The following is a 25,285-nucleotide window of genomic DNA, read 5'->3' as shown; positions in this document are numbered from 1 at the left end:
TAATCAAGCACCTGATTTAATTATTAATATTTCCACCCTTGATCAGCCTAAAGCTCAACTGATAACGATAAAACTCAATATTCTGAGCCACACTCAATGCACGACGGATTCTTAAGTCATCTTCTAGTGCAATGATGACACCTTTAACTTGCTGATCGGCCTCAGCCAATTCATCTTTGACATAACCCATATAGCGTTGAATTTGCCCCACAACACGATCACTTGCACGACCACGCTTTAGCTCAACAACAAGTAATGTTTTCTTATCTTTACTGATTGCCAAAATATCGATAGGTCCTGTATCGGATGGATACTGCTGTCCGACCAATTGTCCCTCTTCGGTATAGATGTCATACGTCAAACCCAATTCAGTTTTAGACCAATTCTCTACCAAGAAATGCTCTAAATGCTTTTCTAAAGCAAAAGCTGTTGGGTCTTCAAGTACTTCATCGGGTTCGAGATGTTCAACTGTTTCTTTTCCATCAATAAGCGTTTTAAGCTCTTCTGCATACTTGGTGATATTACAAACCGCACCTGCTGATCCCGATGAGTTCTTTAGCTCTTGAGACATCAGTTCTCTAGGTAAAGTCTGTTCAAACCATTCAACTTTTCTGCGATGGCTTAGTTCACCAGAAGGCACGTAGTAGTAGTCTGAAATGACTTTACCTACTAAGTAATGACCATCCCCACGAGGGGTAAGAATGATATCACCTTGTTTAATTCCTTTTGAAAGGGTATGTAACATGCCACAGGCTAAGCCTGCCGAAATTTTGGTTTTGTCAGGTAAAGCATTGAGATAAACAGGAATAAAACAATGATTAAACTCGCGCCAATCATCAGGTAAGTCATGTGTTAAGTCTTGGTCAATGTTCCAGTTGGCGGCAATAAAGCCGCCTTCTAGAAACTCTTGAGCAAATACAGACTTCGCACCCGCCATAATGCGGTAGTAGCTAGGCGTCATTTGCATCATTAGGCACCCACCTTGACACGTTTTTTGCCTGTCAAAAGTTGTTGCATGAGTGCTTTTTTCTCTTGCTTTAAGCAATCAAGTTTTTTTTGCAAGGTCTCAATTTCTTGATCAGCACTTGAAAGCACAGAAACAATCTTGTTTTGCTCTTCTATTGAGGAAGGTATTTTTATTTTTTCCTTCAAATACAAGTTAAAATTGAAAGTCATTTTTTCAATATGTACACCATAGCTACACAAAAATGCCTTCCAATACATAAATTTTTGCTTACTAAACCATGTAAAAAACTCAATATCGATTTTCGATTTATCTTTGGGCACTAATGCAATATACGAGTCTGATATATGACAACCATGGAATTTTTTAGTAACCAGACCTGTTGCACCATGAACTATTTGCATTTTTGAAATCAAAAAATCACCCTCAAAAGCAATATTCATCTTTTTTGTGAGAATCTCATATCCTTTAAGAGTCTCACGAAGAATAACTCCTTCTGATCGGCGCTTTACACTGAGAAGTTGATAATCACTCTCATCACACCAATTGACTGGACGTTTTACTTCCTTAAGTAAACTACCAATTTCATATTCTTTCCACTCATCTAAAAATGGGAACCCATCACTTGCCAACAATCTTTTTCCCCCTGTCAGCAACTGCTGCATCAACGCTTTTTTCTGCTGTTGGCTATTTTCAAGCAGTTTTTCAGTCGCTGAAATTGCTTGATCCCAAGTTGAAAGGATTTGGGCAATTTTTTCCTGTTCTTGATAGGGTGGTAAAGCTATTTTTAACTTTTTAAAGTACGGCAATCCGATTGTTTTAATAGTAGAACCAACAGCCTGACGCTCAAACTCCGTTTTATTTAACTGTAACCAATTATATAAAAACCAACTATTTATTTTATGAGAATTATCACATTTCCATGCAATAAAATGCTGACTAACAGCCATAGGCTCATACATAACTGCACTTTTACCAATGCCAGCATCACGAGATAAAACAACCGTTTCAGCAGGTAAAAGTACAGCCGAACTATTTTTAACACCCTCTTCTGAAATTTCTTTAGACGTGTTAAAAATGTACCCTTTATCTAAACGGTTACTATCAGCTAAAGAAATCCATTTGATTCCTCCATCCCAATATTCAGGAAAAGACTGGCTAGGAGTATGTCCACTACAACGTACTGCAAATTTATCTAGCAAATCATACTTCCATTCTTTTGGAATAGAAGTAGGATCGATTTTACGCGCCATAACCCAACTCCTCTAAATACTTCGCCATTTGAACTTCAAGCTCAGCAAGTTGAGTCTTCAATTGCTCACGCTCAGCACGAACAGCAACCAAATCAATCTCTGCTTCTTCTTCAAAGGTATCCACATAACGAGGAATGTTTAGGTTGTAATCATTGTCTTTGATTTCCTGCAAAGTCGCCAAATACGCATACTTATCTACACTTTCACGAGCACGATAGGTTGCAATAATCTTGGCAATATTATCTTCGGATAAGTTATTTTGATTCTTACCTGACTTAAACTCACGACTTGCATCAATAAACAAAATCGAATCATCAGACTTTTGCTTTTTGAAAATTAAAATCGCAGCAGGAATGCCCGTACCGTAGAACAACTTTTCAGGTAAACCAATCACCGCATCTAATAAGTTTTCGTTAATCAATTTCTCACGAATCTTCCCTTCAGATGAGCCACGGAATAACACGCCATGTGGAACCACAACACCCATACGACCCGTAACAGGTTTTAGCGTCTCAATCATGTGTGAGATAAACGCATAATCACCTTTGGTCTTTGGCGGTAAACCACGACGGAAACGATCAAACTTATCATTTTCAGCTTGCTCATAACCCCATTTATCTAATGAGAATGGCGGGTTTGCAGTCACAATATCAAATAACATCAAGTCGCCATTTTTATCCAATAATTTTGGATTACGAATGGTATCTCCCCACTCAATTTTGTGGTTGTCTTCGCCATGCAAGAACATGTTCATTTTGGCTAATGACCACGTTGAACCAATCGCTTCTTGCCCATAAAGCGCATATTCTTTGCTGTTGTGATTTGATACAACTTTACGACCACACTTCATCAACAGTGAACCAGAACCACATGCAGGGTCACAAATACTGTCGCCTTTCTGTGGATCAAGTAACTCCGCAATTAAGTCCGATACTTCAGGTGGTGTATAGAATTCACCGGCCTTTTGACCACCACTCGCAGCAAAGTTTTTAATCAAAAACTCATAACCGTTACCAATCACATCAAGTGAACCAACACGGCTTGGTTTGAGATCCAACTCAGGCACAGCAAATACTTCTAAAAGATCTTTTAGAATCGTATTTTTTTGCTTTTCTTCGCCCAATTTATCGGTATTAAACGAGATATCCTGGAAAACACTTTTACCTACATCTTTGAGCTTTGTACCATTGGCTTCTTCAAGTGCATGTAAAGCCATATCAATACGTTCACCATTACCAGGCTCAAAGCGACGCTCATGCAAGGTATAGAAATTAGATTCACGAGGCAGTACAAAACGCTCATTTTTCATCATTTCTTCAATCAGTTCAGGCTCATCACCATATTCATTTTTATAATTATCGTAGTGGTCTTGCCATACATCAGAGATGTACTTTAAGAACAACATTGTCAAAATATAATCTTTATAGGTATCTGCACTTACCGTGCCACGGAATACATCACATGCCGACCACAGGGCTTTATTGACAGTATCTTGATTGATTTGAGTAACCATTATTTGTTTCCTTGGAGCAGTTGTTTAAACATGCCCATCATCATTTGTTCACGATTTTTAAGTAATTGTTGGGTCAAGATCTGCTCTTGCTCCCAAATACGGTTTAATTCGATTATGTGTTGCTGAATGTCCAAGCTAGGGACTTCAACTTCAAACTGGCTGACTGTGGATACGCTGAGCATCGGCATCTTCGAACCCTGACTTTCTTTGCGTAACTCATATTGCACATGAGGTTGATTCAAGTACCAGCATAAGTACTCAGGCAGTACATTTTGATTTGGCATCAGAATCAAAAATTGACTACTCACAATGAGTGGTCGTGCTTTTGATTGATCTTGATGACCTACAAAATAATGTGCTTTGAGATACTCTCCACGACAGGGCAACAAGATAGACTCAGGGTATACGATTGCATTATCCTTACCCTGCCAATCAATTTGCGGTAAAGCATCAGCAAAAAGCGTATAGCCACATGTATCCGTTGCTATATTACGAATGTCTTTGATCTGCAATACGTGGGCATTGCCTAACTCGACTTCCTCAACTTTTTCACGGAATGTAAAACCTGTTCGAATCTCTGCAAGGTCGCTCAGTTTTACGGCTTTTTTTACATTTGACATAAATATTTACTCTGAAAGAGATTGAGCCACCCTTGACTCACATAGTTAAGCAGCCTTACCTAAGTTATCTTTTAACCAAGTGGTCATCTGACTATTCCGATCTGAATTTACTTTATGCCAAGCTGCTTCACCTTTTAACCTTGTAACTAATAAACCATCATCAGCATCTAGAACCGTCTGAAGATCATTGCGAATGTCCACGGCAGATTTGTCAGAAATAACAAGCCAACAGGATTCTAAAGGACGACACCAATTCGAATAAGATTGGATCTTTTTATACAGCTCATCATAGTTACGTTGCTTACGCAGGTCATAATTGATCTGATATACTTTCATTTGTTCTTAACTCCTAATGTTTAGTCACGTTATTGGTTTTGAATTCGATGACAGGCGGCCACCTGTCATCACAAATTAAATACAGTAGGTAGACTATGCAACCCCTGTTACATCAGGATAATGGGGCGTTTTTTACTCAATGTCAATTGTTTTTTTGCAGTAGAACACCTACTAAAATGGAAACCCATAAACAAATACTACTATTTTCATTGCAAAATATTGTTTTTAAACATAATTTTTATTAAAACCAAGCTAAATATATTTCTATTCAAAAAAACTAATGATTTGAATATCTAAAGCTTTTGATATTTCATAAAGCTTGAGCACAGTAATGTTAACCTCACCTCTCTCTATCCGCCCCATATAACTACGATCTAAACCACACATAAGGGCTAACTTTTCTTGAGAAAGGCCTTTTTCTTTTCTAGCCTTACGTATTTTTTGACCTAGTAAACTTGCTAATTCTGTCATTTGATTTAAATGCTCAAAAAACAGAACTATCATCATTTACGGATTAAACATCCACGGCTTATAATCCTCTTTTTAATAAGTGAAAATTGTTCAGTTATGGCAAGAAATACTCATTTACCACTGTATGATGATTTTTTAGACTTATTCATAAATCACGAAGTCAATAATTGGCAAGCTAAAGATTTTTGGGAGAAAATGCTGACATCTAGACCAAACATGCCAAAAACTGCTAAAAGACGTATGTACTCAGGCCTAAAAATCCTACTGAATTTTAAATATTTGGAAGTCAATCCCACTACATCTTCAAAAAAATCCTTTCGTTATAAAGAAACACCTAGACTTAATGATTTAAGAAATCATTATAAAAAACAGAAGCTTCAAGATATTTTTATGTCAAAAAAAAGTGATTTATTGATAGAATTGGAGGAAAAAGAGAATAATATCGAATTCTTAAATACTTTATTAGCTAATGATGCGACGCTAGAAAAATATTTCATTACCCATAAACATGAGATTGAGAAAAATATAAAAAAAATAAATTCTAATATCAAATTAATGGAAGATATATTAAGTTAGATAAAAAATTGATCATAAAATCGTCATTTCAATAAAAATAAAACATGAAGTGACATTACAATAAAGGCATAACTATTATTTAAAATTATAGATCTCTAGGCGTGTCTAGTTCAAATTCACCATCATCAGTAAATAGCCGTTTGGTTGTATAGCCATTACGTGTATTTTTGCCTATACGAGGACTATTCTTCTCATAGCCTAAATGTTCAGTCAGTTCAGCATTGAGTGCAGTTTCAACGATGAGTTTCTTTAAAGCTTTACTGAAATTATTCAGGTCAGCTTCTGTTTTTAAGTTCTTAGCAAATTCTTTTGCCAATGCCAGCATTGCTTCATCTTTCATGGTAAACACCTGTGTTGCCCCCCAACAGGAGCCTACTTTAGGCTCTCGTACCTAGGAGTTCTTTTTAGACAAAGGCTCATTGAGCTTATCAATACTCACCCCATACTTATAGGCGTTGTATTGCCACACTACGAACTGTTCCAACAACAAAGCGTTCTCTTTTTCCAGTCTGGCATTCTTAACCTCCAAAGCTTCAATTTTAGTTTGAGCAATTTTTAAACTAGCAGGTAGTTTCTGTGTTGTATTGCTCTTAACCTTTGACACTTGTGGTTTTTTGCATTGATCATAGGCAGTCTTAATACGCACATATTTCTGTAAAGTTTGACGAGTTGGTGCAGGCACAAGTTCGAGCTGTAGCTCAATGGCCTGACATAGCCGCTCCCAAGTCAATTTCTGATCTAAAGGCCAATAATCAAGAAGCTCAACTATATTCTCGATGTCTTTATCGGTTAAATGCTGTGCCATATCAAATCCATAAATCCATTTGCAATGCAGGACTGAGCAAATGTGGTTCATCCTCTATCTTTTTCCGTTGAGTATTCTCAATAACGGGGATACGTTTACGACCTGCTTTTTGATACGCTAAATCAAGATGTGTAACATCTTCCGAAGGCGGCAAACTTAAAGGCGTTCCATCAAGAATGTTTGGATCATCTAGTAGGGCAATTAACTGTTCACAACGTTTAATCGTAAGCTCTCTAGTCCCCAACCAGACCGTTGCACCAGTAACATTTTTACTCACAGCTTCCTTATCCTTTGCCCATAAGATTTTTTCTTTTCTAAGTCGATCTTGAAGCCGTTTTTTCTTTTCTTCATCCCCCTTAATACAGACATGTTCCGTACAATTAAGACAATTTCTATACTTTAGGCAGGGTTCATCAATATAAGAATGTGTACAAAATCCAAACTCGGTAGTGTGCATAGACAATGTTGTTTTGGTATTTAGCTCTTGTAGAGTTCGAGGTGTAGCTATTTGGAATGTAAATGTACTATCAGTATTTACTTTACCAACCTCATTTTTCTGCATCTCAATTAAGCTAAAATTACGATCTTCAACCGAAGTATGGTCATATACTCGATTTTGCTTCATATCAGCCCGCCCTGACCATTTAGCGAGTAACATGCTATCCATTCCATTGGTATTTGCTATCGTATTGAGAAGATGCCTAAATTGATGTGTAGTCACACTGTAGTCACCATATCCCCATCGTTGGAAAATGGATTGAACATTTGCTAACTCATGACGTCCTTTCTTCTTTTTTTTGGTGGAAGATAAGCCTTCATTTAAAGTATTAATATGTGGTACCCATAATTCTGAGAAAATAGTTGCATAATAACTATGGAATTGGTTTCTGAAACAACAAAACAAAGCTTCTGACCATTTAACCTGTACGCCATTACCCGTACTAAAAGGTACATAAGGGAAACCTTTCGGTAATCTACTTCGAAGAATTTTGTTTAGATCCTCTAAACTAACCACATAGTCTTCACTTGGTATTCCCCTAACTCGTAAAAAACTCAACGCAGCCATACGCGCGTTTCTAGTAGTTGAATATAAGGATTCATCAAATCCCATAGCCCTTAAAACCTCTACGCAACTAAGCAACTTATTATCAGCAACATCAGGGCACAACTCATGCCTAGGAAATTTTTCACTTGTCTCAAGTAAATATGCTAAATATCTAGGCTTTTCTGACATAGTAATCAAACGTTCAATAGCCCGTTTTACCGTTGGGATCATGGCACTTGGAATGTATTTAATGTCATGCCCATAATTTTTCTGAGCATACCACCTAATACCTAATACTTTCTCTATATTGGAATCATCTGCTATAAGCCCTAAACTGCTCTTAGAAAGCGTTTGGACTTCTTCCTCATGGATACAATTATGCTTTAAGAAAAATAGCTCTGATGCTCGCTCAGGCGCAGCTAGAAGCAAACTCACAGCACTGGTGACAAAAATATCTCTATCTGACAATTCTGAATCTTTGCGTGAAAAAATATCAGCTAATGCAAAAATCGCATCCTCATCAGGAAGTTTAGATGCTCTATGTTCCTCTGACTCCTCATCTAGCACAATCGACTTATCAGCAGGTTTTTTAATTGGATTTTTCCATTCTGGTAAAGCAACTATTTTTAATTGGCGAAGAAAATCCAATAGAATCTTTAGTTGTCTACCTACATGGTAAGCAGTACTCGCTTTATAATTTACTTTTGCATTTTCAGCAGCCAAGTCAAAATCTGCAATAACTAATTTAGTTAAATCAACTTCACCATCTCGATCTATGCATATTTGTTCTATTGCCCGAATTGAAAGAATTGTGTCTTTAGTTTTTAACTTGCTATTAATTCTTTGATACTTAACATACGCCTTTGCAAATTCTAGAATTGAATTATGCAAAAGATTTTCAGGTAATCTATCTTTGGATGAAATACCCGTTTTGACAAAGTGTACTTCACCTTTCCAATAATTCTCATCAAATCTAATATCTTCATTCAATTCTGATAACTGTTTAACAAAATCAATAAACCGCTTAATTTCAGAGCAAGGAGATTGGATATTGTCAGATGGAAAATATATTAAATTATCCATGATTGAACTCCTTACAAGCATCAATAACTTACTGAACGGCAATAATTGTACGGTCATTCACAGCAGCGACTTCAAGGCTACAACCCATATTAATTAGATCATCTCGCTCTTTAATTAATTGCTCTAGAACCAAATGATGAGGTGCTTTTGCCCAAGGCATAAACTTGCTACACAGATAACATGCGATTGGTGCATAATCATTGCAGTATTGATTTGTACCACATGAACCAACGTCACAATCTTGTTCTACAGAAGAAATCCTATTCGCATCTTTAATTTGTGATTGGGCTTCAATCTCATCTCTTACAACTTTCCCCTGAAAAGCATCTGCATATTTGCGTAAACTATCGTCCATTATAGATGATATTTGCTGTGCAATTTCGGGCACACTCTGCACATAACAGTGAGCATTTTGCGTATCATGATGATCTAACAACTTTGCAATGACATTCACACCCGCTTTCTGCCTAGCTGCATTTGTTCCAAGCGTATAGCGAAATCTATAAGCATTAACAAATATTGGATCACCTGTTTCCCTTGAACGAACACCAAGCTTTCTTACCGCATCTTTTAACTTTTGAGTTAATTGAACCGTAGGCAAATGAATAATTTCTTTTGGCAAAATTTCTGAAATTTCATGCCGATTTTCCCAATCCAAATTAACCAATTTCTCAAAATCATAAAATAGCGGTAGCTCTGCAAACTCTTGTTCAGATAGCTCTCGTTTTATTTCTTTACTTAATTTCTGCTTTAAAATTCGAGTATGCTCAAACAATATTTGTACGATACTTTCACGAATTCCTACTTCACTAAAAGCATAACGAAATCCACTAGCACCTCTTATTTTAGCTTTTGGAATATTGAGTACATGAACTTTTTTTTCATCCTTAAACTTATACTTATCGGTCTCGTATAAGTCTTTTACTTTTAACCCAGCAATTTGTATTGGTCGTCTACCTGTCGCACAAAAAACACGAATTAGAGCAGCCTCATAATAGGAAATCTTATTTTCTGCTAAATATTCATTGGTTCTAGTGATAATTGTTTGAAATTCAAATGGGCTAAATGGACCTTCATCTGGATCAAGGGAAAGGACTGCTGCTCCTTTTTCATTGCCACTCAATCTCCATGAATCCATTAGATCGTAAACTTCATCATCTACTGAGGAATAACCCAAATCATATAGTTTCTTCAAAAATACTCGTAGCATAGCTACTTTGTATTCATCTTTTTTTGCCGAATAGAAATTTTTATAATTTAAAAGACCTTTAATTGAAAAATGATTCTCTTCTGTAATATCAAAATATTTACCAATATATTCGCACATGTTTGCTGTATGTGAACTTGAACTATACTTAGCAAAATGAACTAAAGTCATGATCACATCTGATTGGACAGAAAACTCATAATTTCGTATCCGAGAGATATCTATAGTTTTATTGATATCTAATACCCATTTCTGATCATCGATACTAAACTCATAACCTTTGAATGATGTAAACTTATTTTGCGACTTATCTAAACTATCGATTCGAATTGATTTATTCATTTTCATCCTCAAATTTTTCTTGGATACCTAAGCCAATCTCTACAGCACGTTTATTCTCTGCACGTCTTGAATATCTTCTTGCACTTTGTGAGTTAGGTATCCACCCCATCAGATACGCACGATCTCTCTCAGCCTGATCTTCCGTTATTTTTCCAGATTTAATTAAAGTCTGAACTTTATCTGTATATTTATCATTCCATGTATGCCTAAATGCATGTGCATGCACATTGAATAAAACGACTTCAGAAATTTCTGAAAAAATTTTGTCCAGTGCATTAATTGAAAGCGGCTGTCCCTTATTTGATAAGATCAAAAAGTCTGTTAACTCTGCATTAGGCACTGTCGATCTATGATTTAGAATATAAGTATCCAATTTTTTCTTTAGATTCTGGTTGAGTGCAATTGATCGACTTCTGGTTTTAACCAACGGTTGATATAGCCTAGAATCACTTCCATCATGAGGATTACGCTTAATAGTAAGATACGACGTACCACCTTGAGAGGGTGTTATATCTGTAATTTTTAAATTTAATAATTCACCTTTACGACACCCAAGATATAAAAACAAATAGGTAATCAGCTCATTTCTATAAGTAATGTAATCTGAAGTCCAAATACGGTTCTGATTATCAGGATCAACTGCCTTTAAAATTTTATTTAGTTGATCAGTATCAAAAGATTTGTATTCAGCCTGAATATCCATGGACTTACGAGGTCTACGAGATTTTAAAAACTGCTTTGTACTTGTTATTGCAGATGAATGAAGATGCGTCTCAAACCACCCAATATATTCGGCAAAATTAGTTAACCGCCGATATATCAATTGTTTGGATACATAGTCCTGAGTAACAACCAATTTTGCTCTAGCTCGCTCTTTGTTATTACTTTTTGGAAAACTTATGATCTTTTTTTTTGAAGCTGTCCCGCTTAATCGGCTACGATTGAAACTGGTTAAATTTACTAAAGCTTCGATTTCATTTAATTTTAAAAAATCTTTATTTTTAATCCTTTGTTCCAAATCAATTCCTAACTTATCCAATAACTGAAACAGCAACTTAATATCTTCTAGAATAGCTGTAATAGTATTGATTGATTGACCACGATTTCTTAAATGAATGATCGTATATAAATTTGGATAAGTCATAGGAACACCATCACTATTCAAAAGAACAGCGAATCTCTCACCACCACTCATTACAAATCTTTTAACAAACATCATGGCTTTATTTAACAAAATATCTAAGTATTAAATATCATAAATCATAAGTAAAAAAATTTACAGAACCATTCCTAGTATCTGTAAATTTCTTTTGTAACTAACTACTAATAAAGAATAATTTTATAAACTTTACAAAACATGGTCTCTAGTAGGTGTCAGAACGGTAAATCATCATCTAGATCGGCCGCAGGTGCCGGAGTTGGCGCCGGCTGTGCTTTGGGTGCAAAGCCGCCCGGGTTATTGTTGCCATACCCCCCACCCTGGTTGTTATTGAAACCAGCTTGCTGTGGCGCTGAACCATAGCCACCTTGCGGGTTATTATTGCCATAGCCGCCCTGATTATTGTTAAAGCGCGGCTGGTTAAAACCATTGTCGCCCTGTTCACCTTGTTGGCGTGCCGAATCTAGCATCTGCATTTGTTCGCCACGGATTTCTGTTGTATAGCGTTCCTGACCATTCTGATCGGTCCATTGACGGGTACGCAATGAACCTTCGATATACACTTTAGAACCTTTGCGCAGGTATTGTTGTGCAATTTCACCTAAACGGTTGTGCAGCACAATACGGTGCCATTCTGTTTGCTCTTTACGCTCACCGGTATTTTTATCTGTCCACGAGTCGCTGGTTGCTATCGAAAACTGTGTAAGGGAGCCCCCATTGGGGAAAGTTTTTGTTTCAGGATCTCGACCTAAAGTACCAACCAAAATGACCTTATTTACACCACGCATGAGATCTGTATTCCTATTTGTATCTATTTTACTTTATAAGAGTTATGTTTAAATGGCTACCTCTTTACCTAACAAGTGCGTTAATTGTTGTCGCGAGACTTCATTAACCTGCTGTTTGTCGACCTTGACAAAGGCCACTTGCTGTTCAGACATCACCACAACCTCTTCAATACCACGAATTGCCAAAAGCTGAGAAGTCCATTCGTCTGTTTGTCGGGTCTCCGGTAAACGAAGTACCAGTGAGGAAAGATAACGAGGTTGTGCCAATCCAAAACTCATCAATAGCCAAATTATAGCAATTGCCGATAAGATACTCCAACCCAGCAACGTATTGTTCAAAAGCAATAATTGACCACCAATCACGCCACCAAAAAATGCACCCAAAAACTGGCTACTGGCATTGACGCCCATTGCGGTGGCTTTGGATTGAATCGGGGCTGCCTTGGACAACCAGGACGGCAACAAAGCTTCCATCACGTTAAAGGCAATAAAGAACAGGCCCAGTCCGGCCAGCAATATATATTTGGATTCAAAACCGAAAATCAGGATCAGCAGGCCCAAAATAATGCCGCCAATTGCCGTCAGGAAAATACCGCGCATCTGACGGTATTTCTCTGCGAGTACAATACTTGGAAACGCAAAAAACAGGCTGATCAAGAGTAAAGGCAGATAGACCCAACCATGACTCGACAACGGTAAACCGCCAAATTCGATCAGCTGTGAAGGTACATAGATAAACATCGCAGTGAGCAATAAATGCAGGGTGAAAACTGAAATATGCAGACGGTTCAGGTCGCCCATTTTCAGCACCTGTTTTAGCTGGGTCAGATACCCCTGCTGGAAGTTTTTATGATGACGGCTGACTTTAGGTACCATCAACAGCATGGCGATTGCAGCCAGTCCCATAATGGTCGTGACCCAAAACAGGCCAGAGATACCGACCAGTCCGGTCAGCCAAGGCCCCAAGCTAAACGCGACCACAAAAGACAGGCCGATACTCATGCCCATTACTGCCATTGCTTTCATACGGTTTTCTTCACGGGTCACATCGGCCAGCAAGGCCATGACCACAGCCGAGACTGCGCCGCCACCTGCAATTGCACGTCCAATGATGACTCCATAAATGGTGTCGGACATGGCGGCAACCGCACCGCCCAGGGCAAAAAGCAACAGGCCCAGAACCACCAGGGGTTTACGGCTATAACGGTCAGCGATCAGGCTAAACGGTATTTGCAGCAACGCCTGAGTCAGGCCATAAATACCAACCGCCAGACCGATAAGCGCAGGCGTAGCATATTCATATGACTGCCCTGCTACTGAAAATACAGGAATAATCATAAACAACCCCAGCATGCGCAGCGCAAAAATACTGCTCAGGGCAAAGGTCGAGCGACGTTCTAAAGCATTCATCATAAATTCAGGCGATTCAGCGAATTAATCTTGGTGCACAGATTATAGGACATTCCATCCCCAGTAAGGCATGATTTTTATTTGAAATAAAAATCAGCAGGGGCTGAAAAGCAAAAAGCGCAGCCAGAGCCACGCTTTTCAATATCAGAATTCCTTATTGATGCAGGGCACTTTCTTTTTTCTTATATTGAATAGAGGCAATGACAGCCCAGACAATAAAGGCCACCCCAATCAGGCCAGTCACAATTTCAGGAACATGCAAGCCGGTTCCGCTGGCAATCATGATAAAGGCCAGAGCACCAATTGCATAATGCGCTCCATGCTCCAGATAGATATAGGCATCCAGTGTGCCTTTTTCTACCAGATAAATGGTCATTGAACGGACGAAAATCGCACCAATCGCCAGCCCCAGCATAATAATGACCACATCAGAGGTGATGGCAAAGGCTCCGATCACCCCATCAAAACTGAAAGAGGCATCCAGCACTTCAAGATACAGGAAACCACCAATACCGGCTTTGACCACACCCGTCGGTACGCCATTTTCATCATGACGAATGGCATTGCCCTGTTCATCAATTTCCGGCTCACCGCCCAGTAAATGACTGAGGACCTGCACCCCAATATAAATCACGATGCCCCAGATTCCAGCCATGGTCACTGCCAAGCGTTTATCTTCTACCACATTGCCAGCCATAATTAACAGCACCACCAGGGCAATAAAGACCGACATGGCCGGAACACTAGCCAGGTTGGCAAGACGGCGTTCCAGCATTCTGAACCAGTGCGTGTCTTTCTCTTCATCCAGGAAGAAGTTCAAAAACACCATCAACAGGAAAGCGCCACCAAAAGCAGCAATCTCCGGATGATGGGCCATCAAACGCGCCGAGTATTCTGCAGGATTATTCAGGGCCAGCCGTACCACTTCCATAAAGCCCATTTCCGCAGTCACCGCGACAATGGCCACAGGGAAGATTAAACGCATACCAAATACGGCAATCAAAATCCCTATAGTCAGGAATAACATTTTCCAGAATGGATCCCATCCCCGTAGGACTGAGGCATTGACAACCGCGTTATCGAAAGATAACGACACTTCCATAATCGCTAAGATAGCGGTGATGGCAAGCGCTGTGAGCATGGTTTGCAAGCCCGCTTCCGGACCATGGGTATAACCCCAATAAGCAGACAAACCAAGACACACGATCGAGAATGCGATTGAGAAACCAAAATGTTTCAACATACATATCGACCTTGAATCAATTAAATAAGACGTATTTTTTCAGTAGAACTGCAATACGGACACAATAAACTGTGCCAATTATGAAACTTTTGTGGCCCAAACCAAAGCACTTCCTGTGGTCTTTTGTATTATTTTCTCAAGGCAGCCTCCCTGGTCTTTTAAACAGCCGGTTCTTTGCTATAGTGCTGCATGGCTTAACTTAAACTGCTAAGGATTTCAGCATGAGTTTTTCACAACAGGTTTGGCAACGTAATCTTGCGCTCTACCAAAAGACACTGGCTCTGCCGTTTAACCAGCAACTGGCACAGGGAACACTCAGCCGTGAGGCTTTTAGTCATTATGTGATTCAGGATGCGCATTATCTGCTGGCTTATGGCCGTGCCTTGGCTGTCTGTGCGGCGAAAGCGTTTGAAGCCGATGATGTTATCCAGTTTAGTGAGGCGGCTAAAATTGCCATTGTGGTCGAACGCAGCCTGCATGATGGCTTTATGCAGGATTTTGGTATTAGCAAGGCGCAGTTTGAAAATACCCCGCTGACACTGGCTTGCCATCATTACACTTCTTATTTACAGGCGGTGGCCTGGGCAGAAAGCTATCCGGTGGTGGTGGCTTCCCTGCTGCCGTGTTTCTGGATTTATGCAGAAGTGGGCAAGGACATTATTGATAATGCCGCCCCGAATAACCCTTACCAGGCCTGGATTGATACCTATGCCGGTGAAGAATTCCATACCGCAGTGCGTAATGTAATTAGCACTATTGACCGTATTGCCGAGCGGGTGGATGCCGATACACTGGAGAAAATGCATCAGGCCTATACCGATGCAGCCCGTTTGGAATGGCTGTTCTGGGAGAGTGCCTTTGAACAGCGCCAATGGCCAGGTCTGGATGACGTGAACTAAGTTTTCGTTTCTAAAATCCATCCAAAATGCCAGTCAGTGAACCATTGACTGGCATTTTTATTCATCAAGCGATGAAATATGCACAATCGCCGTTCTCCCTCACTTACAGTTTTTTTTTATCTCCATATTTCCTCTGCTGTTAAGCCTCTCAATCACCGCAAAAAACTTCCTCTTCTGATACTCGCAGGTCTTGGTTTTGATAATTTTTTTTAGTTTCGTTCCACTTGCTGGGTCTTTGCTGCAATGGTCTGTTTGCTCTGGATTTTTTGAAGAAGACTATACTCAATTTTTGAAAAATCAACTCAACTTCTAGGGCCCACTGCTTCATGATATTCCGCATGATATATGCTTTGAAAAAATCAAATCCGCCTCACTACCCTACCTGCCAAGCGAGCAATGAGCAAAAATTAACCACAATCAAGCACTGGTCTTTATATAGTGGACGTGACCAATATCCGACATAACTTGACGTTTAAAATACTTTTATTTGCACTTGAACATTTTTCATTCGGTATCATATAAAGGTTTTTGATGAATATTCTAGGATCATTGCATGAGCCAAAGCCACATCCGTATTCGAGGTGCACGTACACACAACCTGAAAAATGTGAGCCTTGATATCCCACGCGACAAGTTTGTGGTGATTACGGGACTGTCGGGTTCAGGCAAGTCCTCACTGGCTTTTGATACGCTCTATGCCGAAGGCCAGCGCCGTTATGTAGAATCCCTGTCTGCGTATGCGCGCCAGTTCCTCTCCCAAATGGAAAAGCCGGAAGTCGACTCAATTGAAGGCCTAAGTCCCGCCATTGCGATTGAACAGAAATCCACCAGCCACAACCCACGTTCAACGGTCGGAACAATTACCGAAATTTATGACTATTTACGTCTGCTCTATGCGCGTGTCGGTACACCCTATTGTCCTGAACATGATCTGCCGATGGTCGCGCAAACGGTCAGTGAAATGGTCGATGCGGTTAAGGAACTGGAAGAAGGTACTGCACTGTTATTATTAGCGCCTGTGGTGCGTGAACGTAAAGGCGAATACACTGCCCTGTTTGAACAGCTGCAAAGCCAGGGCTTTGTCCGGGCCCGTGTCGATGGCGAGATCATGGAAATTGATCCACCACCCGAGCTGGATAAAAAGAAAAAACATAGTATCGAAGTGGTAGTTGACCGCTTTAAGGTGCGTGATGACCTGGGCAACCGTATTGCCGAGAGCTTTGAAACAGCCTTACGTCTGGGTGGAGATATCGCGATTCTATCCTGGATGAAAGATGAGCATGAGGATCGGGTATTTTCTGCCAAGCACTCCTGTCCGGAATGTGAACGCGCAGTGGCCGAACTGGAACCGCGTCTATTCTCCTTTAACAACCCTTTTGGTGCTTGTCCGGTCTGTGACGGTCTGGGGACACGCAGCCATTTCAGTACGGAGAAACTGATTCCGAATGCAGAGGTCAGCATCAGCCAAGGCGCGATCCGCGGCTGGGACCGTCAGCGTCCTTATTATTATGGCATGCTGCAAAAAGTCGCCGAGCATTTTGGCTTTTCTCTGGATACTCCTTGGGAAGAGCTGGATGCCAACACCCGAAAGAAATTCCTGTATGGAAGCGGCAAGGAAAAAATTGACCTGAGCTATATTGATGAACGCGGCCGCCGTCATAACCGGGTCATGCCTTTTGAAGGGATTTTGCCCCACCTAGAACGCCGTTACCGTGAAACAGAAAGCAATTATGTGCGCGATGATCTGGCACAGTACCTGTCGAATGCCGCCTGTGATGCCTGTGATGGTTCACGTCTGAATGAGATCTCGCGTAATGTGAAGATTCTGGACAAAACCATCGCCGACATTACCCGCATGTCGATTGGTGATGCCGAAAGTTATTATCAGAGCCTGAATCTGGAAGGTGCCCGTGGTGAAATCGCAGACAAGATCTTCAAGGAAATTCGTGAACGTCTGCACTTTCTGGTGTCAGTCGGCCTGAATTATCTTAGTCTGTCACGTTCTGCCGAAACCCTGTCGGGTGGTGAAGCACAGCGTATCCGTCTGGCTTCCCAAATCGGTGCCGGCCTGATGGGTGTCATGTATGTCCTGGATGAACCTTCGATTGGCCTGCATCAGCGTGACAATGACCGCCTGTTACAAACCCTGATCCGTTTGCGCGATCTGGGCAATACCGTACTGGTGGTTGAACATGATGAAGATGCAATCCGCGCCGCTGACCATATTATTGATATTGGCCCGGGTGCCGGGGTGCATGGCGGACATATCATTGCGGAAGGAACCTATCAGGAACTGGCAGAAAACGAAGATTCCCTAACCGGAAAATATCTGTCTGGCAAACTGAAAATTGAGGTGCCAAAAAAACGCATCCAGCCCCCTAAGCCGGGAGAACAGATCAAATTGATGGGCGCCGCCGGGCACAACCTAAAGAAAGTCGATCTGACCCTTCCGTTGGGCATCATGACCTGTATCACCGGGGTATCCGGTTCAGGTAAATCGACCCTGATCAATCGAACCCTTCTGCCTTTGGCAGCGACCCAGCTCAATGGTGCGACCACGCTGACCGCTGAAAAGTTTGATTCAATTGATGGCCTGCAATATCTGGACAAAGTGGTGGATATTGACCAGAGTCCGATTGGCCGTACACCACGTTCAAACCCAGCAACCTATACCGGCCTGTTCACGCCGATTCGTGAGCTGTTTTCACAAACTCAGGAAGCCAAAGGTCGTGGTTATACGGCGGGTCGTTTCTCGTTTAACGTGAAAGGTGGACGCTGTGAAGCCTGTGAAGGGGATGGGATGATCAAGGTAGCAATGCACTTCCTGCCAGATATGTATGTGCCCTGTGATGCCTGTCAGGGCAAGCGTTATAACCGTGAAACGCTGGAAGTGAACTATAAGGGCAAAAACATCTCAGATGTGCTGGAAATGACCGTCGAAGATGCCATGCATTTCTTCGATGCCATTCCGGTGATTCACCGTCGTCTGGAAACCTTGCATCAGGTGGGTCTGGGTTATATCCGTCTGGGTCAGTCTGCGACCACTCTTTCTGGTGGTGAAGCGCAACGGGTGAAACTGGCGCGGGAGCTGGCCAAACGCGATACCGGTAAAACCCTGTATATTCTGGATGAGCCTACTACGGGTCTGCATTTTCATGATATTGCCAAGCTGCTGGATATCCTGCACCAGCTCCGCGACAAGGGTAATACCATCGTGGTAATTGAGCATAACCTGGACGTAATTAAAACCGCCGACTGGGTGGTGGATTTGGGACCTGAAGGTGGTTCGGGTGGCGGTATGATTGTTGCCGAAGGAACACCGGAACAGGTGGTAAAAGTCAAAGCTTCACATACGGGTAAATTCTTGAAGCCGCTATTGCAGTGATTTAGAAAGGGCTCATCAGAGCCCTTTTTTATTCTTTTAATCTTTTTATGACATATTCAATATTTTTTTGTCTTTCAGGGCTAGATACTTTTACCTCCTCATCAAGTACTTCAAATATTAAAGTATTAATTTGTGGCTGTAATTCAACACTGATTTGCTGACTAAGTATCTTTTTTAAAACGCCTAATGTATGAAATTTTTTAAATCTTTCGTCTTTTGAAATTCCATTAAAAATTAAATTTTTCCAAGTATTTTTAGTTGTAAGCGGCTTTGTTGTATACAGTTTTAAAAGATAAAGTTCTCCTAGCTCACTCAAACTTAAGTGACAACTTAGGTGTGAGGTTGACCTGATTCTATAAATTTATTTAAGGCGGCTATACGTGCATGAATCTCATTGACTGAGCTACTGAAGTGTCTTGCGCTCCGTTTATCTCCCTCTCATTTTATGCAATACCTTTTAGTTTCTAACAAACTATGTCGATGTTACCCCAACTACTTTTCCCCATCCTTTTTCCTAAGCGTTTGCAGGTTTTTAATAATTCATTTCTATCTAAAAATTCCGATTTTTGTCTTTCTATGGGTTTGTATTTTTTTCTTGGTGGAATTATGACAGGTGCTTGATGATCTGAAATGAGCTATCGGCAGTATTTAATATCATAAGCGCTATTGGGATAGATAGAATCTATGCCTTCATCAGAGGATGATTTGATCAAGTCAACCACTGAGTACCTGTGAATCACTGATATCGTTCGGGGTGAGCTGAACTGCATCTCTTTGCAGCGTTTTAGCATTTATACCAAGGTGAAGCTGAGGCCATAGGCAACGATATTCAGGCTGATGTTTCTTCTGTTTCCATTCACTTTCACCTAAAAACTCCAGGCCAGTAGAATCTACAAGCCAATGAAGTCTATCACTACATTTTTGCTAGCTGTTCGCAATATCAATTTTTGTCTTGTACGAAGTGTGGAATAATTTGGTGCTGTCCCACCGAAACCGTCAAAGAGAATCGAAATAGCAATTTGATCACTAAACAGCATTGAATGGCTGTATCGGTATAGCTTTGATTTCATCCGTGTTTACCTTATGACTGGGTATTCCCTTGGGTCTGAAGATTAAAATTTCTCTATCTCTCTATTTCAGGCCTTCGTAGTTTTTAATTTTTTACTGGGCCTTTAAAAAATAGCTCAAGCTACCACAAGAGGTTTGAGCAAAATTCAATTTAAAAAAATTAAATAAACTTGTTTTTAACCTATTTACACCTGCCACAATTAAGTGCATAATGCACCGCATTAGGGCGAGTTAAATTATTCCTCAGCAGATTTTTTGATTTACCCGGACATTTTGGCGAAAAAACCTCAATTTTCTTTGAAGATTGAGGTTTTTTTTTGTTGTTTATTGATATCTCGCTTTTTGATCTGGTAAAAATGAATCATTTTGGTGCGTTTTTTATTTTTTCATAAAGAAGCTTTGTAGGCTTATTTGCCTTCTATTCATAAATTTAAAATAAAAAAAAGCCCAACCTTGGGGAAAGCTGGGCCGATAAAACGAAAAAATTGTGGAGAATCAGTCAGAATCCTATATAAGTATGAACCATGACCTGATTTCTCTATTATGTGCGATTTCGCCTGCAAAGTAAAGCCTATTATTTTAGTCGGATTTAAGGTTGTCCACCTTCATTAATAGTGACATTTATCACAATAAATTAAAAAACAATGATCTAAATAAATAATTAACAGAAAAATTGTATATTTAAAATACTTGGACTTTTTATCCTCTATCCTCTCTAAAGCAGAAATTTAAAATTGTTTATACCAATCAAAATTAAAATTTAATCGTTTTTAAGAATAATGAAATCTTCATGATTTAGCTTTTTTTATCATTTTATAAGCTGAACCCTAAGCATAGCTTGCTGTAATTAAAGGCAATTTTAACCTAGCTGAAACATGTTTAAATAAGTAGACTTTTACACAAAATTAATACAATTTTTTAATCGTAAAAAACAAGGACTTAGCAGCTGATTGACTTAATAAATTGTTACAATACAATAGCTCCCCTGTTGTATATCTTCTGTAACTAAACGGTAAATATCATGAAAAAACTCGGTTTAGCCACTGCTTTATTATTAGCCATGACCGGCGCTCAAGCATATCAATTTGAAGTTCAAGGTCAGTCAGAGTTCATCGACAATACTGTTAATGACAAAGATTTCACTGGTGCTGTTCAAGGTACTTACTACTTTAAAAATGTAGATGCATCTAAAGGTCCTTTAGCTGAAGCAGCTTTCTTAAACCAGGCATCAAATGTTTCTTTAGCATATACATATGGCGAATACGATGTAGACGCTGATTTTAAAGACCAAGTTTCTCATACTTTTGGTGCTAAAGCTGAAGCTTATGTTCCAACTAAATTTGTTCCTGCTTATGCAAGTGCATCTTATAGCCACACCATTACTGATGGTAAAGGCGGTCAAAAAGATGACCAAGGCGACCGTTATGCATTAGAATTGGGTGCTGTACTTGCACCTAACTTCTTGGTTGCTGTAGGTTATACTAGCGTCGCTGACCAAGTTTCTTATGACGCATTCAACATGTTCAACAATGGCGTTGTGAAAGCAGCTCTAGAATCTCAAACTATTAATGAAGACCAGGATGCGATCACTGCACGTACTAAATATGTAGGTGCAATTGATGGTACGAACATGTCAATTGGTTTTGAAACTGGTTTAGTATATGGCGAAGATACTGCTTATAACTTAGGCACAACTCTTTTCCTTAACCCTGCTTTAAGCGTGGGCGCATCTTATATGGAATCTAGCTATGCTGGTTCTCCAGACAAAGCTTGGGGCGCAAACGTAAACTACTTCATCACTCCAGCGGTTGCAGTTGGCGCATCTTATGTAAATGCGAATGCTGAAGGCGAAGCGCGCGATACGCAAACTGTAGGCGTAAATGCTAAATTCCGTTTCTAATTTCTGATTAGACGTTGAATAGAAAAAAGGACGCTGATGCGTCCTTTTTTTATTGGGCGAAATATTTATTCTGGTGAACGAATCAGGCTCAGGAAATGCAGATGACGTTCATATTGATCAATGATGTCCTGTAGTAAATCTTCCTGTGTCCATTCCATTACATCATAGCCCTGCCCACCTTCTTTTAAAAAGACTTCAGCCTGATAAGACTGGTCATCCTCAAGCTCGGACATAAAAGTGGGACTGATCATTTGTGTCATTACCACCTGATAGATAAAATTCATCTCATCCTGATGGTCGACACGCAACTCAATCCCCTCTTCCAGCGCATGAATCTTGACCTGTATTTGACGGCGTTTCAGCTCGGTCTGAAAACTACCAAAAGCCTTGCTTGCCGTAGTATCAATAAATGCCTGCACCTCGGCCTTACTATGCGGATAATGCATAATCAGCCCCAGCCTTTGCTGCCAGCTGCGCGGATTTTGAATCGCACGCGGCGTAATGCGTGCAGCCTGCACAGCATGCATTTTAATTACATCCAACCTCAGTGCTTTAAGTAGTCCCCAGCAAATGAGCAGCATGATCAGGGTAAAAGGCAAGGCACTCATGATCGTGGCAGACTGTAAGGCCTCCAGACCGCCGACCAGCAGCAAGGTAATCGCCAGCAAGGCCATCACCAAAGTCCAGAACAGACGTTGCCAGACCGGTGAGTTTTCAGTTTTTGCTGTCAGATAATCAGTGACTAGTGAACCAGAATCGGCTGAGGTCACAAAGAACAGCATCACCAGCAAGGTTGCCACAATACTGGTGACGGAACTAAAGGGCAAACTGCCCAGAAATTCAAACAGTGCGACAGATGAATCACGCTGCACCGCTTCAAGCAGACTGGTATTGGCTTCATGAATAATACTATGCAGGGCGGCATTGCCCATAAAGCCCATCCAGATCAGGGTAAAGCCTGTTGGGATCAATAGCACCCCAACAATAAATTCCCGGACTGTGCGTCCTTCTGATACACGCGCAATAAACATGCCCACAAATGGTGACCAGGAAATCCACCAAGCCCAATACATGATGGTCCAGCCTCCAATCCAGCCGCTAGGCTGATAGGCATACAGGTTAAAGGTCATGCTGAACAGATTGGAGACGTATTGGCCTGTAGCCTGAATCGTGGTCTGTAAAAGATAAATACTTGGGCCAGCCAAAAATACAAAAATCAGCAACAGCAGGGCAAGCAACAAATTCAGCTCGGCCAGACGCTTTACACCTTTATCCAGACCAAAAAACACTGACAAGGCAGCCATGCTACTGACCACAATAATCAGGACAATCTGGGTACTCGGCTGCTGCTCAATACCAAACAGATAATTCAGGCCTGAGTTGATCTGGGTTACCCCGAATCCCAAGGTGGTGGCGACACCAAAAATTGTGCCGATGGTGGCAAAGGTATCGACTCCATCCCCAATCGGTCCATAAATTCTGTTGCCAATCAATGGATATAAAGCGGAACGGATTTTTAAGGGCAAATTATGCCGGTAAGCAAAATAGGCCAGTGCCAGACCGACCAGGGTATAGACGGCCCAGGCATGCAGACCCCAATGGAAGAAAGTAATTCGCATCGATTGCTGGGCAGCCACCAGTGTCTGAGGCTCACCAATCGGTGGCGTGACATAATGCATGACCGGCTCTGCAACGCCAAAGAACATGAGTCCGATACCCATGCCGGCGGTAAACAGCATCGCGAACCAGGAACCACTATGATAGGCGGGCTGGCTATGATCAGGTCCAAGCTTGATTTTCCCCATATCGGACAGCGCAATATAAATCAACACAATCAGGAAAATAGCCACGGATAACACATAAAACCAGCTAAATGAAGAGGTAATCCACTGATTTAACTGTTGCGTGAGTCCTTGAAAAGTATCCGGCGCAAAGAGCACCAGTCCCAGAAAAATGGCAATAATGACCACGGTACTGACAAAGACATTCGGGTTGACATTAGCCAGCCAGGAAGATGGTTTGGAAGACATATATCCCTCTTTTTTTCAATCTATGGAAAGAGCGAGAGACTCAAATAATTATTTGCAAGTAAAAACTATGAGAGAAATAAATAGAGTGTATTGATAATTCCTGTAGCTCGGCAACAACGCATATTCTTTCTGCTTTTCGCGCAAACCATTTATGAAATATCAATAGACCCTAATATAAAGGCAGATAAATAAAATCAATTTGAATCCGGCCTTATTTTAAAATAGGGTGAAAAATAAAGCCGTCAGCTTAATGTAACAAGAAAATCAAACCTGTCTGGCTTTACAGAGCGGTGTTTTTATCCTGTTTTTGCTATTTTTTCTTGGGGGGAATATAGGCAATATATTGTAAGGCAATCAATCGTGAAACGATCAGCGCCAGATACATCACCCCAAAAAACATCTGGATAATTGCCAGCATGCGGGCAATCGGGCTAACCGGCATCAGGTCAGATAAACCGGTGGCAGACTGGACACTAAAACTCAGGAACAGTAAATCCAGCCAGGGTTGGTAGGCATGTAAATCGGGATGTGCAAAACTGTAGGGCACCAGCAACTGGCAAATGCTATATAAAAAGGCAAAGCCCCAAGCCAGCAAGGTAAAGACTGCGCCTGCGGCAAACAGCTCATCTTTGGTCAGATAACGATCATGAAACATATAGCTCAACAGGCCATAAGCTGCACTAAAATAAGCACTGGCTTCAAACAGGTTGGCCGTGATATGAATCCAGTTATCCTGAATCCCCAAAGCAATTAAGGAAGAAAAGAAAATCGCACCTGCGACAAAGGTCAGCCCTAAAATCGTAAACATCGGGGTCTGTCGAATGACTTTGGCAATGACCAGCAGCACCAGAACTCCAAGCACCCAGGTAACAGCACGATAGGACACACTTTCATAGGCCAGCACCGATAGGATCAAAATCAGCAATTGCAAACAGAGCAGCCATGCAGATGGCAAGTGCTCAAAAGTTGCCCAGAATCGTTTTAATGCCTGCTTCATACTGCCCTTCTTCTTGGAATTCATATTCGCAATTTAATTATTATCAGCCTCAACATAGCATGTAGCAGGTTTACGGGTGTTTAACAATTTGTATGAAAATTCTCTGTACACGACAAATTTCACAGAACCCTTATCCTATCAGGGTTCTGCCTTCTTAAAATTGCCAAAATTTCCTTAAACTCTTCTTTTTT

General features: G+C 40.7%; 20 protein-coding genes and 2 pseudogenes. 4 read left to right on the top strand and 18 right to left on the bottom strand.

Annotation, left to right across the window (positions count from 1 at the left end; translation table 11 throughout):
- Positions 1–16: 16 nt before the first annotated feature.
- From NI467_RS08750 to NI467_RS08725, 6 genes are all read right to left on the bottom strand, one after another.
- A complete protein-coding gene (locus NI467_RS08750) occupies positions 17–970 on the bottom strand; it encodes an endonuclease NucS domain-containing protein (protein ID WP_253152372.1) in 954 nt (317 codons plus the stop codon).
- Positions 970–2,217, bottom strand: a complete 1,248-nt coding sequence (locus NI467_RS08745) for a restriction endonuclease subunit S (protein ID WP_253152362.1) — start codon at positions 2,215–2,217, stop codon at positions 970–972. Before NI467_RS08745 ends, NI467_RS08750 begins: the two co-directional genes overlap by 1 nt.
- Positions 2,207–3,730 carry a type I restriction-modification system subunit M gene (locus tag NI467_RS08740; protein ID WP_253152360.1) on the bottom strand — a complete coding sequence of 508 codons (1,524 nt, stop codon included), beginning with the start codon at positions 3,728–3,730 and terminating at the stop codon, positions 2,207–2,209. Before NI467_RS08740 ends, NI467_RS08745 begins: the two co-directional genes overlap by 11 nt.
- Positions 3,730–4,350: a restriction endonuclease subunit S gene (locus NI467_RS08735; protein ID WP_253152358.1), complete on the bottom strand. Its 621-nt coding sequence runs from the start codon at positions 4,348–4,350 to the stop codon at positions 3,730–3,732. The genes NI467_RS08740 and NI467_RS08735 overlap by 1 nt, the downstream gene beginning before the upstream one ends.
- A gap of 45 nt (positions 4,351–4,395) precedes the next feature.
- Positions 4,396–4,686, bottom strand: coding sequence for a hypothetical protein (locus NI467_RS08730; protein ID WP_168370635.1), 291 nt, complete (start codon positions 4,684–4,686; stop codon positions 4,396–4,398).
- 264 nt (positions 4,687–4,950) lie between these two features.
- Positions 4,951–5,157, bottom strand: coding sequence for a helix-turn-helix domain-containing protein (locus NI467_RS08725; protein WP_145755889.1), 207 nt, complete (start codon positions 5,155–5,157; stop codon positions 4,951–4,953).
- A gap of 96 nt (positions 5,158–5,253) precedes the next feature.
- Between NI467_RS08725 and NI467_RS08720 the strand changes: the two genes are divergently transcribed.
- Positions 5,254–5,733, top strand: a complete 480-nt coding sequence (locus tag NI467_RS08720) for a hypothetical protein (protein WP_253152356.1) — start codon at positions 5,254–5,256, stop codon at positions 5,731–5,733.
- 91 nt (positions 5,734–5,824) lie between these two features.
- Here NI467_RS08720 and NI467_RS08715 read toward each other — a convergent pair.
- The 8 genes and pseudogenes from NI467_RS08715 to NI467_RS08680 all read right to left on the bottom strand — a co-directional run.
- Positions 5,825–6,073 (bottom strand): annotated as a pseudogene (locus NI467_RS08715) (transposase); the annotation flags it as partial.
- A 51-nt stretch (positions 6,074–6,124) separates the two neighbouring features.
- Complete coding sequence (locus NI467_RS08710; RefSeq protein WP_253152354.1) at positions 6,125–6,538, bottom strand: hypothetical protein; 414 nt, start codon at positions 6,536–6,538, stop codon at positions 6,125–6,127.
- Position 6,539: 1 nt separating this feature from the next.
- Positions 6,540–8,666 carry an integrase gene (locus tag NI467_RS08705; protein ID WP_253152352.1) on the bottom strand — a complete coding sequence of 709 codons (2,127 nt, stop codon included), beginning with the start codon at positions 8,664–8,666 and terminating at the stop codon, positions 6,540–6,542.
- 28 nt (positions 8,667–8,694) lie between these two features.
- The gene (locus NI467_RS08700; protein WP_253152350.1) at positions 8,695–10,215 is read right to left on the bottom strand and encodes a site-specific integrase; all 1,521 of its coding nucleotides are present in this window, start codon (positions 10,213–10,215) and stop codon (positions 8,695–8,697) included.
- Positions 10,208–11,434, bottom strand: a complete 1,227-nt coding sequence (locus tag NI467_RS08695) for a site-specific integrase (RefSeq protein WP_017402838.1) — start codon at positions 11,432–11,434, stop codon at positions 10,208–10,210. The genes NI467_RS08700 and NI467_RS08695 overlap by 8 nt, the downstream gene beginning before the upstream one ends.
- Positions 11,435–11,589: 155 nt before the next feature.
- On the bottom strand, positions 11,590–12,162 hold the full coding sequence (gene ssb, locus NI467_RS08690; protein WP_174660430.1) for a single-stranded DNA-binding protein: 573 nt from the start codon (positions 12,160–12,162) through the stop codon (positions 11,590–11,592).
- Positions 12,163–12,210: 48 nt separating this feature from the next.
- Positions 12,211–13,575 (bottom strand): MFS transporter, encoded by a 1,365-nt coding sequence (locus NI467_RS08685; RefSeq protein WP_174660431.1) that lies wholly within the window; start codon positions 13,573–13,575, stop codon positions 12,211–12,213.
- Positions 13,576–13,726: 151 nt separating this feature from the next.
- Positions 13,727–14,815: a DUF475 domain-containing protein gene (locus NI467_RS08680; RefSeq protein ID WP_151205081.1), complete on the bottom strand. Its 1,089-nt coding sequence runs from the start codon at positions 14,813–14,815 to the stop codon at positions 13,727–13,729.
- A 221-nt stretch (positions 14,816–15,036) separates the two neighbouring features.
- Between NI467_RS08680 and tenA the strand changes: the two genes are divergently transcribed.
- Positions 15,037–15,714, top strand: a complete 678-nt coding sequence (gene tenA / locus NI467_RS08675; RefSeq protein WP_151206879.1) for a thiaminase II — start codon at positions 15,037–15,039, stop codon at positions 15,712–15,714.
- Between the two features lie 553 nt (positions 15,715–16,267).
- Entirely contained in the window at positions 16,268–19,099 is a 2,832-nt protein-coding gene (gene uvrA, locus NI467_RS08670) for an excinuclease ABC subunit UvrA (protein WP_253152348.1), read from the top strand.
- 28 nt (positions 19,100–19,127) lie between these two features.
- Here uvrA and NI467_RS08665 read toward each other — a convergent pair whose 3' ends face one another.
- Together NI467_RS08665 and NI467_RS08660 are read right to left on the bottom strand one after the other, a co-directional pair.
- Positions 19,128–19,415 carry a hypothetical protein gene (locus NI467_RS08665; RefSeq protein WP_253152346.1) on the bottom strand — a complete coding sequence of 96 codons (288 nt, stop codon included), beginning with the start codon at positions 19,413–19,415 and terminating at the stop codon, positions 19,128–19,130.
- 14 nt (positions 19,416–19,429) lie between these two features.
- A pseudogene (locus tag NI467_RS08660) lies at positions 19,430–20,180 on the bottom strand (IS5 family transposase); the annotation flags it as partial.
- 1,008 nt (positions 20,181–21,188) lie between these two features.
- Between NI467_RS08660 and omp33-36 the strand changes: the two are divergent.
- Complete coding sequence (gene omp33-36 / locus NI467_RS08655) at positions 21,189–22,067, top strand: porin Omp33-36 (RefSeq protein WP_253152344.1); 879 nt, start codon at positions 21,189–21,191, stop codon at positions 22,065–22,067.
- A 65-nt stretch (positions 22,068–22,132) separates the two neighbouring features.
- Here the strand turns inward: omp33-36 and NI467_RS08650 are convergent, their stop codons facing one another.
- Together NI467_RS08650 and NI467_RS08645 are read right to left on the bottom strand one after the other, a co-directional pair.
- A complete protein-coding gene (locus NI467_RS08650) occupies positions 22,133–24,097 on the bottom strand; it encodes a choline BCCT transporter BetT (RefSeq protein WP_151205085.1) in 1,965 nt (654 codons plus the stop codon).
- A gap of 310 nt (positions 24,098–24,407) precedes the next feature.
- Complete coding sequence (locus NI467_RS08645) at positions 24,408–25,094, bottom strand: ion channel (RefSeq protein ID WP_253152335.1); 687 nt, start codon at positions 25,092–25,094, stop codon at positions 24,408–24,410.
- Positions 25,095–25,285: the final 191 nt, after the last annotated feature.

Source organism: Acinetobacter sp. S4397-1 (genome assembly GCF_024129285.1).
In the GTDB taxonomy this organism is placed as follows: domain Bacteria; phylum Pseudomonadota; class Gammaproteobacteria; order Pseudomonadales; family Moraxellaceae; genus Acinetobacter; species Acinetobacter lwoffii_C.
Note: the sequence above shows the minus strand (reverse complement) of the source record. Positions and strands in the feature narration are given on the sequence as shown.

What these genes read in the sequence shown, in the direction of transcription:
- NI467_RS08750 (WP_253152372.1), bottom strand. Translation starts at nt 970, where the DNA reads ATGATGCAAATGACGCCTAGCTACTACCGCATTATGGCGGGTGCGAAG.
- NI467_RS08735 (WP_253152358.1), bottom strand. Translation starts at nt 4,350, where the DNA reads ATGTCAAATGTAAAAAAAGCCGTAAAACTGAGCGACCTTGCAGAGATT.
- ssb (WP_174660430.1), bottom strand. Translation starts at nt 12,162, where the DNA reads ATGCGTGGTGTAAATAAGGTCATTTTGGTTGGTACTTTAGGTCGAGAT.
- NI467_RS08730 (WP_168370635.1), bottom strand. Translation starts at nt 4,686, where the DNA reads ATGAAAGTATATCAGATCAATTATGACCTGCGTAAGCAACGTAACTAT.
- NI467_RS08710 (WP_253152354.1), bottom strand. Translation starts at nt 6,538, where the DNA reads ATGGCACAGCATTTAACCGATAAAGACATCGAGAATATAGTTGAGCTT.
- NI467_RS08705 (WP_253152352.1), bottom strand. Translation starts at nt 8,666, where the DNA reads ATGGATAATTTAATATATTTTCCATCTGACAATATCCAATCTCCTTGC.
- NI467_RS08740 (WP_253152360.1), bottom strand. Translation starts at nt 3,730, where the DNA reads ATGGTTACTCAAATCAATCAAGATACTGTCAATAAAGCCCTGTGGTCG.
- NI467_RS08695 (WP_017402838.1), bottom strand. Translation starts at nt 11,434, where the DNA reads ATGATGTTTGTTAAAAGATTTGTAATGAGTGGTGGTGAGAGATTCGCT.
- NI467_RS08645 (WP_253152335.1), bottom strand. Translation starts at nt 25,094, where the DNA reads ATGAAGCAGGCATTAAAACGATTCTGGGCAACTTTTGAGCACTTGCCA.
- NI467_RS08685 (WP_174660431.1), bottom strand. Translation starts at nt 13,575, where the DNA reads ATGATGAATGCTTTAGAACGTCGCTCGACCTTTGCCCTGAGCAGTATT.
- omp33-36 (WP_253152344.1), top strand. Translation starts at nt 21,189, where the DNA reads ATGAAAAAACTCGGTTTAGCCACTGCTTTATTATTAGCCATGACCGGC.
- tenA (WP_151206879.1), top strand. Translation starts at nt 15,037, where the DNA reads ATGAGTTTTTCACAACAGGTTTGGCAACGTAATCTTGCGCTCTACCAA.
- uvrA (WP_253152348.1), top strand. Translation starts at nt 16,268, where the DNA reads ATGAGCCAAAGCCACATCCGTATTCGAGGTGCACGTACACACAACCTG.
- NI467_RS08725 (WP_145755889.1), bottom strand. Translation starts at nt 5,157, where the DNA reads ATGACAGAATTAGCAAGTTTACTAGGTCAAAAAATACGTAAGGCTAGA.
- NI467_RS08700 (WP_253152350.1), bottom strand. Translation starts at nt 10,215, where the DNA reads ATGAATAAATCAATTCGAATCGATAGTTTAGATAAGTCGCAAAATAAG.
- NI467_RS08650 (WP_151205085.1), bottom strand. Translation starts at nt 24,097, where the DNA reads ATGTCTTCCAAACCATCTTCCTGGCTGGCTAATGTCAACCCGAATGTC.
- NI467_RS08745 (WP_253152362.1), bottom strand. Translation starts at nt 2,217, where the DNA reads ATGGCGCGTAAAATCGATCCTACTTCTATTCCAAAAGAATGGAAGTAT.
- NI467_RS08720 (WP_253152356.1), top strand. Translation starts at nt 5,254, where the DNA reads ATGGCAAGAAATACTCATTTACCACTGTATGATGATTTTTTAGACTTA.
- NI467_RS08680 (WP_151205081.1), bottom strand. Translation starts at nt 14,815, where the DNA reads ATGTTGAAACATTTTGGTTTCTCAATCGCATTCTCGATCGTGTGTCTT.